General features: G+C 43.2%; 15 protein-coding genes. 9 read left to right on the forward strand and 6 right to left on the reverse strand.

All coding sequences use genetic code 11. The annotated features are described in order from the left end of the window. Window positions 1-72 precede the first annotated feature (72 nt). The 3 genes from ACX0G9_RS13345 to ACX0G9_RS13355 form a co-directional block, all read right to left on the reverse strand. Window positions 73-1,245: an FAD-dependent oxidoreductase gene (locus ACX0G9_RS13345; RefSeq protein WP_459065414.1), complete on the reverse strand. Its 1,173-nt coding sequence runs from the start codon at window positions 1,243-1,245 to the stop codon at window positions 73-75. Window positions 1,246-1,415: 170 nt separating this feature from the next. Beyond that, window positions 1,416-2,135: an SDR family NAD(P)-dependent oxidoreductase gene (locus tag ACX0G9_RS13350; RefSeq protein ID WP_459065415.1), complete on the reverse strand. Its 720-nt coding sequence runs from the start codon at window positions 2,133-2,135 to the stop codon at window positions 1,416-1,418. A gap of 71 nt (window positions 2,136-2,206) precedes the next feature. Beyond that, window positions 2,207-2,773 (reverse strand): Crp/Fnr family transcriptional regulator, encoded by a 567-nt coding sequence (locus tag ACX0G9_RS13355; RefSeq protein ID WP_459065416.1) that lies wholly within the window; start codon window positions 2,771-2,773, stop codon window positions 2,207-2,209. 174 nt (window positions 2,774-2,947) lie between these two features. Here ACX0G9_RS13355 and map point away from each other — a divergent pair, with 174 nt between their 5' ends. After that, window positions 2,948-3,712 carry a type I methionyl aminopeptidase gene (gene map / locus ACX0G9_RS13360; protein ID WP_459065417.1) on the forward strand — a complete coding sequence of 255 codons (765 nt, stop codon included), beginning with the start codon at window positions 2,948-2,950 and terminating at the stop codon, window positions 3,710-3,712. Between the two features lie 27 nt (window positions 3,713-3,739). Here map and ACX0G9_RS13365 read toward each other — a convergent pair whose 3' ends face one another. Beyond that, window positions 3,740-4,867: a hypothetical protein gene (locus tag ACX0G9_RS13365; protein ID WP_459065418.1), complete on the reverse strand. Its 1,128-nt coding sequence runs from the start codon at window positions 4,865-4,867 to the stop codon at window positions 3,740-3,742. Window positions 4,868-4,950: 83 nt separating this feature from the next. Here ACX0G9_RS13365 and ACX0G9_RS13370 point away from each other — a divergent pair, with 83 nt between their 5' ends. Together ACX0G9_RS13370 and ACX0G9_RS13375 are read left to right on the forward strand one after the other, a co-directional pair. Then, window positions 4,951-5,559, forward strand: a complete 609-nt coding sequence (locus tag ACX0G9_RS13370; RefSeq protein WP_459065419.1) for a class I SAM-dependent methyltransferase — start codon at window positions 4,951-4,953, stop codon at window positions 5,557-5,559. An 8-nt stretch (window positions 5,560-5,567) separates the two neighbouring features. Continuing rightward, a complete protein-coding gene (locus tag ACX0G9_RS13375) occupies window positions 5,568-6,773 on the forward strand; it encodes a winged helix-turn-helix domain-containing protein (RefSeq protein ID WP_459065420.1) in 1,206 nt (401 codons plus the stop codon). A 134-nt stretch (window positions 6,774-6,907) separates the two neighbouring features. Here the strand turns inward: ACX0G9_RS13375 and ACX0G9_RS13380 are convergent, their stop codons facing one another. Further along, window positions 6,908-7,180 (reverse strand): hypothetical protein, encoded by a 273-nt coding sequence (locus ACX0G9_RS13380; protein WP_459065421.1) that lies wholly within the window; start codon window positions 7,178-7,180, stop codon window positions 6,908-6,910. Between the two features lie 2 nt (window positions 7,181-7,182). After that, entirely contained in the window at window positions 7,183-7,356 is a 174-nt protein-coding gene (locus ACX0G9_RS13385) for a hypothetical protein (protein ID WP_459065422.1), read from the reverse strand. A 157-nt stretch (window positions 7,357-7,513) separates the two neighbouring features. On the opposite strand from ACX0G9_RS13385, the gene ACX0G9_RS13390 reads away from it, so the two are divergent. The 6 genes from ACX0G9_RS13390 (at window position 7,514) to ACX0G9_RS13415 (ending at window position 14,386) form a co-directional block, all read left to right on the forward strand. Next, window positions 7,514-8,173, forward strand: coding sequence for a Rossmann-fold NAD(P)-binding domain-containing protein (locus tag ACX0G9_RS13390; protein ID WP_459065423.1), 660 nt, complete (start codon window positions 7,514-7,516; stop codon window positions 8,171-8,173). A gap of 20 nt (window positions 8,174-8,193) precedes the next feature. Continuing rightward, a complete protein-coding gene (locus ACX0G9_RS13395) occupies window positions 8,194-8,796 on the forward strand; it encodes a 5'-methylthioadenosine/S-adenosylhomocysteine nucleosidase family protein (RefSeq protein ID WP_459065424.1) in 603 nt (200 codons plus the stop codon). A gap of 414 nt (window positions 8,797-9,210) precedes the next feature. Then, window positions 9,211-10,002, forward strand: a complete 792-nt coding sequence (locus ACX0G9_RS13400) for a WecB/TagA/CpsF family glycosyltransferase (RefSeq protein ID WP_459065425.1) — start codon at window positions 9,211-9,213, stop codon at window positions 10,000-10,002. Next, complete coding sequence (locus ACX0G9_RS13405) at window positions 9,999-10,745, forward strand: polysaccharide biosynthesis/export family protein (protein WP_459065426.1); 747 nt, start codon at window positions 9,999-10,001, stop codon at window positions 10,743-10,745. Before ACX0G9_RS13400 ends, ACX0G9_RS13405 begins: the two co-directional genes overlap by 4 nt. 1 nt (window position 10,746) lies before the next feature. Next, on the forward strand, window positions 10,747-13,086 hold the full coding sequence (locus ACX0G9_RS13410) for a GumC family protein (RefSeq protein WP_459065427.1): 2,340 nt from the start codon (window positions 10,747-10,749) through the stop codon (window positions 13,084-13,086). Between the two features lie 61 nt (window positions 13,087-13,147). Beyond that, the gene (locus ACX0G9_RS13415) at window positions 13,148-14,386 is read left to right on the forward strand and encodes an OmpA family protein (RefSeq protein WP_459065428.1); all 1,239 of its coding nucleotides are present in this window, start codon (window positions 13,148-13,150) and stop codon (window positions 14,384-14,386) included. Window positions 14,387-14,390: the final 4 nt, after the last annotated feature.

Raw genomic sequence — 14,390 nt, forward strand, 5'->3', positions numbered from 1 at the left:
GAATGAAGGGCCTATTTGGTTGTCTGTTGTTCGACGCAACCCGCCGTAGCTAATGGCCTTCTTATTCATAAATTATTGAGGTTTTTGGCTAAACATATTGAGCAAAAACTGAAGGTTATTTTTGGAATGCATTGCTTCGGTTTGCATCAAAGTACCTTCCGTTACCGCTGACGCTCTAATACACATTTTCTTTTCAAACGATGCAATGGCATCCTGCAGGGTGCTGAAATTTTCCAGGCACAATGCTTCATACAATTCCAATGCGTCCTGCATTGCCTGATTTACCCCTTCACCTGCAAAAGGCGGTATTCGATGGGCCGCATCTCCAAGCATAGTTAGGTTTGGAAGAGTTTGCCAGGATTGATTTAAAGGGAAATGGTATTGAGGTCTGGCAATAAAGTAAGATTCATCCGTTAAAAATATTTCGTGCCAATAGCTGCTCCAATCTGAAAATCGTTGTTTAAACCAGGTAAAAATCTGTTCTTTATTTTCAAAGTCGATGCCAGCTGTTCTCACCCAATCTTCTGTTTCTTTAGTGCCAGTATAAACCGAAAGCGAACCTTCGCCTTTAGCGCTAAGACCAATTGTTTTGTAACTACCCATCGCGAAAACCTTCCCTCCTTTGGCAAGTGCCCATAATTCAGGTGCATTGACTGCACCGTTATAAAGGTTTCCCTCAATAATGGTAATACCTGAATAAATAGGCTGAATGTTGGTAATGTATTCCCTTATTTTTGAATTTGCTCCGTCTGCTGCAATTACCAAATCGGCAAAAGCTGCTGTTCCGTTTTCAAAAAACAAATCCCATCCGTCTCCCTTTTTTTTCAGTTCAGCAAATTTTGAATTCCAAACAATAGTTCCTTTTTGTAAAGATGCAATGAGTAAATCACGAAGCGGACCACGGTCAATTTCAGGTCGGGAATATTCGCTGCTCCAATCCTGAATTACACCTTCGTCATACTCGGCAAAGCGCACTACTGCATTGTTATCAGTAACCGTTAATCTATCAGCTCCAGGCCGGTAATTTTTCTTAAACTCTTCCATCAATCCGCCTTCCCGTAACGCCTTTAACCCCGATTCGTAGTGAAGGTCAAGGGTTGCACCCTGCTGACGAACTGATTCGTCTTTGTCCCGTTCGTACACATTTACATCAACACCTTTAAGTTGGAGTAAACGTGCTAATGTTAATCCGCCCGGGCCGCTGCCTACTATCGCTATTTTTTTACCCTGAATGGTAGCATTCATATTGTATGTTTGTTTTCGTGGTTATTTAGGTAGACGGATTACCTGCGGAAATATTTTAAATCGTAAAAAACTAAAGAGGGTGTCTCCTATGTTTGTAAAAAACAGGAGACACCCTCTTTTAATCATATTCGACCTGTCTGTATATAACAGCACCAAAGGTAAAAAGCAGCCTATGCAGGCTGTCCCGCCACCAACGTCGCAAACCTTTGTTCGAGTGCCTTCATCGCGCTGTTGCGCCAGCTCTCTGCCACGAACGCAGACTGGGGATCCGGGAAGATTTCCTCCTCACCTTTTTCCACGCCGTCAAAAATGCCCTTTGCGACCGATTCCGTAGAAGATTTGGGTATGTTCAACGCCTTGATCATATCAGTATCTGTGGGACCGGCAAGAACGGCATGAACCTTCACCCCTTGTCCGGCCACAAAAGCACGCAAGGTTTGAGTCATCGAGAAAGCAGCAGCCTTTGAAATCGAGTAAGATGCATTGGGCGGTAAAGGAGCAAGTGCAACGACTGATAGAATATTAACGACCGCTCCTTGTGATCGAAGCAGCAATGGCAGAAAGGCCTTGGTCACGTCGTAGGTACCGAAGAGATTGACAGCGAAATGCCTGTTTATCATGCTGCGATCCCTCAGGTCGTCGAAAGACATGATACCGGCATTATTGATCAGCATATCGAGAGACTTGACTTTCTCTTCGGCTTTCTGAATCTGAGCCTCGTCAGTTACGTCTAGCGTTAGGGGAGTGACACGGGGGTCCGGATGTGCAAATGATGCTCGCACACCGGCATACACCTGTTTCGCGCCTCTTTTCAGGGCTTCTTCGACCATGGCTCGCCCAATGCCGCGATTGGCGCCGGTTATCAAAACTGTTTTTCCTTCGATTTTCATATGTTTAATTTTTGGGCAAAGATCGCCAGGCAAAGGGAATCATACAAGTGACGATCGTCACAAAAGAGAGCCTATGCTCTTCGACCGCGGATGCGACTTAACGTTTCCCTCGCAATTCCGAGATAGGAGGAAATCTGGTTTAAAGGCACACGTTGCAACATCATCGGAAAATGCTTTTCCACATGTTCATACCGCTCCTGAGCCGTCAGGAGTTTAAATAAGCTGGCGTGATTTTCCAGTTTTGCCGCCGTTTGGTGCACGCATAGCCTGCCCAAGGTGGCAATTTCATGATTTTCCTGACCCGCAGTAAGCAGTGTTGGTTTGTCAAATACAATGGTTGAAATGTTTTCGCAGGCCTGAATAGAAAATTCGGATCTTTCGCCATTCCAGAAGCTATTCATGTTGGTGGCTATTTCGGACTCGAAGAAAAAATTTGTATTTATTTCCTGATCGCCTTTTCTATAGAAAGTACGACAATACCCCTTAGAGATAAAGAACAAATTATTACATACCTGGCCCTCCTGTAAAAGGTATTCGTCCTTTTTATATTCAGCCCTGGTCAACGCGGGATTGAGGACCTTCCATGCCTCTTCTGAAAGATCGATCAGGGAATGTATGTACGTGCGTAATTTTTCCATTTTGGTTTAATTGAGCCACTTTTAAACTCTTAGAGAGCTTCGGAATTCTCAAAGTTATCGAAGATAGTAAAAAGCCAGCAAAGCTTTACGTTATAGGTAATTGCATATATTTGATAGTTATTGGTCAGGCTATGACGACAGTCCAAACAAATGAACAAATAGACAAAAACGAATATGTCAATAAAAAAAGAAACTGAACTAATCGGGATGAAAAAGGCAAGTGAAGCCGTTGCCCACACCTTAAAAGAAATGAGCAACTATGCTCAACCCGGTATGACAACAAAACAATTAGACAACTATGGGGCAAAAATTCTCTTGGATTTCGGGGCAAAATCTGCACCCTATCTAACCTATGGTTTTCCGGGCTGGACTTGTATAAGCATAAACAATGAATTTTGTCACGGTATTCCGTCCGAAAACCGAATACTGAAAGAAGGCGATTTGATTAATATTGACGTCTCGGCCGAACTTGACGGCTTTTGGTCGGACAATGGCAACTCATTTGTACTTGGGGAAGACATTAACCAACATCAAAAACTCATTGACGCTTCAAAACAGATTTTGCATAAAGCAATCTATAACATAAAAGGGGGCGTTCGCGTTTCAGACATAGGACTTCTAATTGAAACGGAGGCTAAGAAACGTGGTTACAAAGTAATTAAAAACTTAACGGGACACGGAATAGGCAGAAGCCTTCACGAGGAGCCAAGGGAAATAGCAAATTATAAAGACCGGTTTAACCTGACAAGATTTAGAAAAAACACTGTCGTTGCCATTGAAACATTTATTTCAACAACATCAACTTATGCGGAAACCCTAACTGACGGTTGGACAATGGTTGGAAATAAAGGTGGCTTTATGGCACAACACGAACATACTATTATAGTGACGGAGGGAAAACCAATTATCCTGACAGAAATGAATGGTGTTTGGAATTGAAAAAAAGAAAATAAGTCTCGCCCTACTCTACCAGTTTGCCAACAACTCCCTGGCGGGTTTCTGCGAGAGGCCAAAAAAGAATTGCTGACCGGGCCGGTAATTTTCCCGAAGCTCAAAGTTTTCAAATGCTGGACCACCGGGGATCGAAATATAGGCTTTCGGGTCTTCGATGCCACCACTCCAATATTTGGCTCTCCCATTCACCCGAACTTGCAGAGAGGAGTCGGTACCGGAAGAATCTGTCCTCCAATATTGGGAAAGTTTATAAAATGGCCGGTACCGCCAATGCCATCTGTCCAGGTAGACTCCTTGTTGCGGCCAGGCAGCTAATTCTGCGAAACTTTCGTTGGATTCTGCAAGTACTATATAATCTCCCGTCTTGCCTCGTAGCATTTTCGCCCGTGGATAGGGTTTTTTTTCCGTGAATCCGATATCCTCATAACCGAAAAAAAGTTTTCGCGAGTCGACAACCTGGTCTTTCAGATAAAGCGATCTCAACCTGGAATAATTACCCATCGTCGCTGTAAGGCCACAACGTTCCATGCGGGCACTGTTCTGCTCGTTAAAAATCTGCAGGCCAAGTTCACCAGGTTGATCGCTACGGATACTTAATCTTAAATAAGGGTGAGCTCCATTATGGAATTTCTCCATGAATATATACAAGGAAAGTTCTTCGATCTCCGGATGTCTGGGATCGGGAAAGTTAATATTGCCGCGGGTGATGGCGGAAGGCGCAAAACTGCCCGCCAGAAGAGTATCCGAAGCCCAAAAGAATTTCCCCCATTTATCATCTGCGGAGGAGGAAGATATTTCACTGAATTCCATATCCCCATTCACAACGGGCTCAACGGCAATATAATTAATAAGATAAATAATGCCTCCGTATTCGTAACCTATTCGCAGTAACCCCCGGGGTCCGCCGTTCGAACTGGCATTAAATCCTTCGATCGCAGCCGGCCAGAGGCCGACAACGATTCCATTGTGTATTCCCCAAATAGGTTGACTATTTCCGTTGTCGGGCCGGATCCAGGGAATATTAGAGGCGGCAACGGAGGTCTGGGCATGGAGGGTGGTAATTCGCATGCATAAGATGATCAGGCAGAATAGGTATAAAGGCGGAACTGGCCAGCAGTATTTATTTATTTTTTTTTCCATTTAGCAGGGGTATTGTTTGGCTTTAGACCTTTTACAGAAAGTTACGGTTTTATACCTAATTTGCTTTTTATTAAACACCTATCATGACAAACATACTCCAGCAAACATACGGCAATATTGATATCTACCTGTTTGATCAATTGCTAAAGGGGAGATATGATAACTCCAAAAAAGTGTTAGATGTGGGTTGCGGTAGCGGACGAAACCTCTTTTACTTTTTACGTAACAGATACGAAGTATTTGGAATTGACCCCGATCAACAGGCTGTTAATGCGGTTAAGGGATTGTCAGCCTCGCTTGCTCCAAATAATCCTCAGGAAAATTTCTTGGTTTGCAGTGCAGAAAATCTGTCATTTAGCGATGATACATTTGATCTGGTTATTTGCAGTGCAGTATTGCATTTTGCAAAGGATAAGCAACATTTTGGACTCATGCTGCGGTCCATATTCAGGGTTTTAAAACCGGGAGGTTACTTTTTTGGGAGGTTAGCCTCGGATATTGGGATAGAAACACTGGTAAAACCAGTAGGCAATAACCGCTATTTACTGCCCGATCGCTCAGAACGCTTTTTAGTTAATGAAGAAACACTGGTAAAATATACCGGAGAGTTAGGCGTATTATACGAACCTATTAAAACCACCAACGTGCAAAATTTAAGATGCATGACAACCTGGTGTGTGCAGAAAATTTAATTTATCCCATGAACCCCTTTCCCCTCACTCCATCGCAAGCCCGAAAAATCATCCTCCATGCAGCAGGTTTATCCAAACGAGGGCAATTTGGCAAAGGCAAGGAAGCTGTCTACAAACTCATCGACCATCTGGGGTTTGTTCAGGTCGATACAAATTATGTCGTGGAGCGGGCTCATCATCATGCCATTGCAACACGGGTACCAGACTATAAATTGGAATGGCTTGACGAACTCCAGGCGGATGGAAGGATCTTTGAATTCTTTACCTATGCTTCAGGATATATTCCTATGTCGGATTTCCGTTTTTCCCTGCCCGTGAAAGCAAGTTTTTTGTCCAAAAGGGAATCCTTAACTCAGGCAGAAATCAATCTGATGAACAAGGTGCTGGACAGGATTTCACGGGAAGGGCCACTAATGGCAAAGGATTTCGAGAACGATCGCGTAGCGGTAAGTTCTGGATGGTGGGATTGGCGGCCATCGAAGATTGCACTGGAAAGACTGCATCTGGACGGCAGACTTATGACAATGCGCAGAAAAGATTTTCAGAAAACATATGATTTGCCAAAGAATATAATCCCGGGTGACATAGATACCACTAACCCAGACGCTGGGGAATATGCAAAACAGGTTATCCGGCGTTCCTTGAAAACCCTGGGTATAGCCAATGTAAAGGACATCGCCTATCCTGCCCGGTATGTAAAAAATTCGGTAAAAGCGGAATTGGAAAGGCTTGTTAATGACGGAGAAGTTTGCTCCGTCGAAATTGAAGGGCTGAAAACATCAAATCTCTACATGCTTTCCAGCTATAAAAGAAAGAAGATAGAACTGTCCGATGACGCGTTTATTCTTTCTCCGTTCGATGTGTTAAATGTATACAGACATCGGCTAAGCGATTTTTTTAAATTCGACTACCAGGTGGAATGTTTTGTTCCGCGGCCTAAACGAAAATATGGATATTTTTCCTTGCCAGTATTGATTGGCGATAAATTTGTAGCCAGGATGGATGCAAAGGCGGACAGAAAACAAAAGGTGTTAATCATTCACAATCTACATTTCGAGCCCTTGAAACTGACCAGGCCAATGGTCGTCAAGATTATCGACGCCATTAAAGCCTTTGCGAAATTTAATCATTGTGAAGCTGTCACCATTAAAAAGACAAATGATAAGGCTGTGTTCAAAGCCATTCGCGAAGAATTATCCGGGCCAGCATTCTAACTGGAAAATAAACATAAAAAATCCGGCTCGATAGAGCCGGATCAGCAACAAGGTTGAGGTAAAGGTCTACCTGTAATAGTCTACTAAAGGATAAGGCGCCATTTGGCTTAGGCTATGGTATTCAGGCTGTAGCATCAATTTTTAATTTTCCGTTTGGCCAGCTCTGCTTCTACTAATTTGAACATTTCTTCCATGGTCAGGTCACAAAGCCGGGCAATGATCTGTAATTCCTTTACGGTAAAATCTTCTACTTTATGGATCAGCTCTGTAAACCGTGGTCCACGTTTACCCAGATCTGCAGCCACAACCGATTTTTTAATGAATTTGAAAATATCCGGAAAGGATTGAATTTTTCCATCATTTAGCATCGGTTTAATGATTTCATAACGGGGATCCCGCTGTCGCATATTCAAAGAAAAGGTTTATAAATTTCCTGAGTTTTGTATTTGCCATCTATTCCTATTAAAAATGCTGACTTTTCACTTTCTATAGGATGGTATTTCACTTTTTTTACCCTTTTATAACATTTTAGCCATTTTTCTCCTGCTTCTTTTTGTGATAAAGATTGGTTATTATAATTCATTTCTCAGAACAAAAATACTAATTAAATTAGAATTTAATACTAAAATATTTAGTATTTCATAAAATAACAGGAGATCGGGCTCTTAGTCGTATTCCTTACATTTGCAGGGCTATAGGTATGGGTCTCCTTAAATGTCTGTTCGCCAAACAAATAACGCATGAAAATTAAAACAATTATTACCGGGGCTACGGGTATGGTCGGGGAAGGAGTTCTGCTTGAATGCCTGAATCATTCAGATGTTGAACAGGTTTTGGTAATCAACCGAAAGCCAGGTGGAATTTCGCACCCAAAATTACGTGAAATTATTCATGCAGACTTTTTTAACCTTGATCCTATTGAATCCCAATTAAGGGGTTACAACGCCTGTTTTTTTTGTCTGGGTATATCGTCTGTTGGAATAAGTAAGGAAGAATATAAACACATTACCTATGATCTCACGTTGAATGTTGGGCAGCTTTTGGCAAAACTTAACCCGGAAATGACCTTTTGTTATGTCACAGGTGCAAGCACAGATAGTAGTGAACAGGGACGGATTGCATGGGCAAGGGTAAAAGGAGCTACCGAAAATGTCTTGATGCGAATGTTCAAACGGTCATATATGTTCAGACCGGGTTTTATGAAAATTTCACCAGGTCAGAAAAATGCTAAAAGTTATTACAAATATTTTGCCTGGCTCTACCCTATCGGCCGGGCCCTTTATCCCGCCGGATTTTGCACGTTGAAGGAAGTTGGGCTTGCCATGATCAACACGGTTAACAAAGGATATCCTGAACAAATCCTGGAAGTAAAAGACATTGTTAAGCTGGCGAAAGCCTGAATTATTAAAGGATTTAAAATATGACAAATACAGCTCCCAATTCTTCTTTAATCTTATCAGACCTGTTAAGCTACAACCCTCTGTTTGTTTTTGCATTAAATGCTGAAGCTGCACAGGAGTTTGAGGGACTCGACCCCCTGATAACAGGGATAGGAAAGGTCAATGCTGCTTTTCAGCTAACCAGGAAAATAATGGAGAAGAGGCCTGGGCTGATTGTCAATCTTGGTTCTGCTGGCAGTAATAAGTATGAGCGCGGCGAGGTAGTTTGCTGCACCAAATTTATTCAACGGGATATGGATGTTATGGGTCTTGGCTACAAAAAATTTGAAACGCCTTTTTCTGAAATAGACCCGGTTTTAACCTACGGTTTAAAACTGGATGGGTTACCTGAAGGAACCTGCGGAACGGGCGATAATTTTGAAATGGCCCATAAATCATCCGAATATGACGTTATAGATATGGAGGCCTATGCCCTGGCATTCATTGCTATGAAAGAACAGATACCCTTTCTGTGTCTGAAGTATATTTCGGATGGGGCAGACGGTACGGCAGCCGAAGAATGGTTAGTTCAGGTACACCATGCAGCAATTGCTTTCAAAAGGATTATTTCAGGTCTGGGATAAATAGCTTAAATTATCTTTTGCCCGAATAACGACGGGGCATGTATTCACTTTCTTTCACTATACGATATGGGCAGTAAAATCTTTTTTTAAAATATTTATTCTATTTCTCCCCGTAAAAAACCAAAAATGCCCTATTTTTACGTTGTCCTTTTATTCTTCTTCTTCATTCCTGCTGTTCAAGAACAAGAACAGTTTGATTAAATTCGTTATAATTCACCACTATTAAAGTCGCAAAGCTCTCGTGAGCTTCTTTTAAATTCCCTTACTTCCTGTCTCTAATGGCATGCGGGAAAAGAATGTCTTTTAGAAGGTAATTCTTTTCCTCCATGGGCTGGGCTCTGCCCGGTTAATGACCTGGACTTCACTTGTTGAAACACCGGGGGTTTATTCTATTTTCTGAAATTAACCACGTTTATGGAGACCTTCTTTTACCTAAGTAATTATAGGATATCCAAACAATTTGTTTTTGACAGTCTTCCGGTAAAGAAAACGATTGTTAATACCATTAATCCGCATTCCTGGGTGACGGCCGACAAAGATCTTGAATTCCAATCAGCTCTTCTGGCCAGCGATATCCTTCTTCCTGACGGTGTCGGGATAGTGCTTACTGCCCGATTCCTATGGCATGAAAAGTTCCGGAAAATCGCAGGTGACGATTTGCATAAAATTGTTCTCAAAAAGCTCAACCAGGTTTCAGGCCGGTGTTTTTATCTGGGTGCTTCCCCACAGGTTCTCGACCGTATCCGGCAGAAACTGCAGAAGGAATATCCTCATATTGAGGTAGGTTTTTTTACCCCGCCGTTCAGAGATGTTTTCTCAGAAGAAGAAAACAGGCAAATGGTGGAGGCCGTCAATGAATTCAACCCGGATGTATTATTTGTCGGAATGACAGCTCCAAAACAGGAGAAGTGGTTATATCAGCACAAATCACAAATTCATGCAACGGTTATGTGTGCGATCGGCGGCGCATTTGACTTTTATGCAGAAACGATACCCAGGGCTCCAAAATGGATGATAAACTATGGATTGGAGTGGTTATTCCGGTTCCTGAGTGAGCCTTCGAGAATGTGGAAAAGGAACATTATATCTACACCCTGTTTTATTGCAAAAATGCTGTATTTAAAATGCAGATCGAAACTGAACTTTAAATCAAAAATAAACGCTCAAAACATCAAAAAGAACAAAACCAAAATGATAATAGAATGACTCCTCCAATACGACTCCTTGTACTGATCGCGTTTCTTACTACAGCAGTTTCCTGCACTACTTATCAAAAAGTTCCCTATATGCAGGATGCCGTTTCCTTTACCAAACAAAAAATACCTGTAGCCTACCAGATAACGATAGAGAACGATGACCTTCTATCTATTTCAGTAAGCAGTAAAGATACCGTACTGGCCCAGCCTTTTAACCGGGCTCCCGGAGGACATGGATATCTCGTAAATCAAAAGGGTGTTATTGATTTTCCGGTATTCGGTGAAATAAAAGTTGCTGGCAAGACTCCCATCGTTCTGGCAGATGCGCTGAGATCCAGGATCATCAGCGAAGGATATATCAAAGATCCTTCCGTTGCCGTCAAACTGCTCAATTTTAAAATCTCTGTAATGGGTGAAGTAAACAAACCCGGAGTATACCCTATTCCGAGCGAAAGGGTCAGCATCCTTGAGGCCCTCACCCTGGCGGGAGATATGTCTGTATATGGCAAGCGGGACAAAGTACTGGTGATCCGGGAAGAAGAAGGTCAGCGTGATATGCATTATATTGATGTTAATTCGACCTCCCTATTCAATTCTCCTTATTATTATCTCAGGCAGAATGACCTGGTATATGTAGAACCTAACAAGGCCAGAGCCCAGCAAAGTGAGTATAATCCAAGGCTGCCGTTGATTCTGTCCGCGGTTTCCGTACTGACATCCATTGCATCTATAATTATTTTGATTACCAAATAATATGAATAGTAATTTCCGGTTGGACAAGAATAAAACAGAAGATTTCCGTCTGCGTAATCTGGTAGAGCAACTGGTCAATCGTTGGTACTGGTTCATCATTGCTATCCTGGCAGCGGTTGGTCTTGCTTACCTGGTGTTTAGGATCACCCCCTCAACCTATAAGCTTAGTGCTGCCATTATGGTTGACAGCCGGCCAAAAATGGGTGGTATGAATTCGGGTACCTCTACCCTTTTGGACCCCAGCATTTTCCCCGACAACAATAACAATGCGGAAAAAACAGTGCAGGTGCTGAAGTCCCGGAGATTGATCCGTGACGTAGTCAATCGCCTCAAACTCAACCGTTCTTATTCTCTGAAAGAAGGGTTCAAGCGGAGGGAATTATATACGATGTCTCCCATAACTGTCGATTTTGCGGGTTTAGATATTCCGTCATCAGATTTTCGTGTCACTCCTTCCGGAAATAACTCCTTCAGGATCTCGGATGTAAGCGTAAGGGGAAATGACATATCCTATGCAAAAACGGCGGCATTGGGTGATACGCTCAGGACACCGATGGGGATCATGATCATCAAACGTTCGGACAATAGCGAAGCTTCTTCGTTTGCATCCCCGGTAACGGTTACCAGATCCGATGTGGATTCTATAGCCGGCCTTTACTGGGAACGCGTCCTTGTTGAAGTAGAAGATGAAAAGGCAGAGGTCGTTAAAATATCGCTGATAGACGACAATTATAAGAAAACGGCAGATTTTATCAATATGCTTATCGCCGTTTATAACGAATATACCCTGCAGGACAAAAATAAAGCAGCGGAAAATACGGCGAATTTTATCAGGGAACGGGTGAGTTTGATAGGTATAGAGCTTGGGGATGTCGACAAAGAGATCGAAAATTTTAAAAAGTCAAATAATTTAACGGACATCGATGGTGAGGCTGAAATGTACCTGAGCAATCAAAATCAATATAAGACCGGAGCTATGGGCATTAATACACAAATTGCCGTAGCAGATCATATGATGACCTTTCTCTCTAATCCCGGTAACAGGAACGAAATATTACCGGCAAATGCTGGAGCCGGAGACAATGTAATCAGTCAACTGGTCATGGCCTATAATCAGACCCTGGCTAACCGGAACAAATTACAGGACAATTCAAGCGGGGAAAGCCAGGCTGTAAAAGATCTGAATGTTGCCCTGTCCAATGCCAGAACAACCCTTGTTCGCTCCTATGAGAACCTGAAATATTCTTTATGGGCGCAATTGAAAACCATCAATGAACAGCAAAAAAACGTTTCCCGTAATTTAAAACAATTGCCGGAACAGGAAAGGGGGTTACAAACCATTTCCAGACAGCAGCAGGTCAAAGCGCAGTTGTATCTGTACCTACTTCAAAAAAGGGAAGAAAATGCCCTAAATCTGGCCCTGGCCACTTCGAATATACGGGTAATCGATTATGCAGAAGGCGGCCATAAGCCCGTTTCCCCCAATAAAGTGCGCATCATGTCCATTGCTTTTGTAATAGGGCTCGTTGCGCCGGCAGGAGTGATCTATCTCTGGCAACAATTGAATACCCGGGTCAGAGGTAAAAAGGATATCGAGACTTATACTTCCATCCCCATTATCGGAGAGATCCCACAGGGTGATAAATCCCGGTCATTGGAGGTAGTTCACCAGGAACCAGGCAGGGATAATATTTCCGAAGCTTTCCGGATCGTCAGGGCTAATTTACGTTTTGTCCTGCCATCGGTTTCGGAAAAAGTCATTATGATCACTTCCACACAAAGTGGAGAAGGAAAGACTTTTATCTCCTTTAACCTGGCCATCTCGCTTGCCCTTACCAATCAGCGGATCCTGCTGATCAACACCGATATACGTAAGAAAAGTAATGCGCCAGGTTCTTTTAATAACGGAAGTAACGGCCTTACCAATTACCTCGCCGGTAAGGAAACAGACCTTACTCAAATCATAAATAAAGGAGAGATCCACCCTAATCTTGACATCATTGGGTCCGGTCCCATTCCTCCCAATCCTGCGGAACTATTAATGAACGAAAGACTGGACCATCTTATAGATGCCCTTAAAAACGAATACGACTATATTATCCTCGATAATGTCCCCATGGGACAGGTCGCCGATGCGGTTATCGTAAGCAGGGTGATCGATCTGACGGTGTATGTGGTCAGGGAAGGAGTGCTTGACCGTCGTATGCTGCCGGAAATTCAAAAATTCCATCAGCATGCCAGACTAAAAAATATGGTCGTTCTGCTCAATGGCTGCCACCAGGGAAGTAAGTGGGGATACGGCTATGGGTATGGGTATGGCTATGGGTATCCCGGGAAATAAATAAGGAATTAATAAATGAGGAATTCTTAAACCGAAATACAAACTATTAAAAACCATTTTCATGAAAGATCTCTTATTTGCCGCTTTGATATTATCCGGCTCCTTACTATCCGGTTCGGCCATTGGGCAGAAGAGAGCCGACACCCTTCAATATCCTAATGAGAAAGTTATCGTTGAGACCGATAGTTCAATAAAATTTTCACAGGGAGGGAGATATAATTTTAACAGGTTCTGGGATAATTGGTTTGTCACCGCAGGAGCCGGAGGTCAGATCTTTTTCGGGAACGAGGACGGATTGAAACCGGTGGGCAAAAGAATCACAGCCACCTATGAGTTAAGTGTTGGGAAATGGGTTCATCCTGCTTTAGGGTTTCGTGTAAAGATCGGAGGAGGACCTGTAAAGGGATATTCCTCCGGAAAACTTACATCCATCGGTCATAGTCTCATCGTAGGGGGGGCGGATGCAGATGGTATTTTTACTCAGAAATGGAACCAGTTTTATGGAGAACTGGATTTTTTGGTCGATCTCAATAATGCCATCGGCGGATATAAAAGAGAGCGGCTTTACAGCGCCGTTTTTTATGCCGGGGTTGGTATCGCCAAAGCGTCGGACCAACCAAAAAATGATGGAGACCGGACTGCTATGGCAACTTTGGGGCTTCTCAACCGTTTTCGGGTTGCTAAAAATTTCGATCTGAACCTGGAAATTAAAAATGCGTTCGTAGATCATACCTATGACAGGGAGGAATCAAACAAGAATTTTGAGACCTTTCTTGGGGTGACTGCAGGTATTACTTATCGTTTTGGGCAGGCCGGCGACCGGCTGTTCAAAAAGCCCATTAGTTCGGTAACAGCCATCCAAAGTTCTTATAATCACCTCCCCGCAATTCCTGCCAGGGAGCCCGCCAGAGAGAGGGACACCCTGATACAGCCTGAGATTATCAGGGAAAAAGAAACGGTGGTGGAAAAAAAGGTGACCCTTACCCAGCCAATAGCAGTCTTCTTCGAACTGGGCAGCTCAACAATAACGGGCACTGCAAAAGTCAATCTGTCCTTTGCTGCCGATGTCATCAAATCCAGCGGAGGGGCCAGATTCAGGCTGATCGGATCTGCAGACCGGGCGACGGCTACACCCAAATACAACCAGGCGCTTAGCACCAGACGTAGTAATTCTGTCCGGGACTATCTCGTGAAAATATTAATGGTGGATCCCGGGCAACTGATCATTGAACCAAGGGGAGGCATTGACCAATATAGCCCAACGAAGGTGAACAGGACCGTTATAATCCGGCAGGACTAACCTT

The organism is Flavitalea flava, assembly GCF_054461575.1.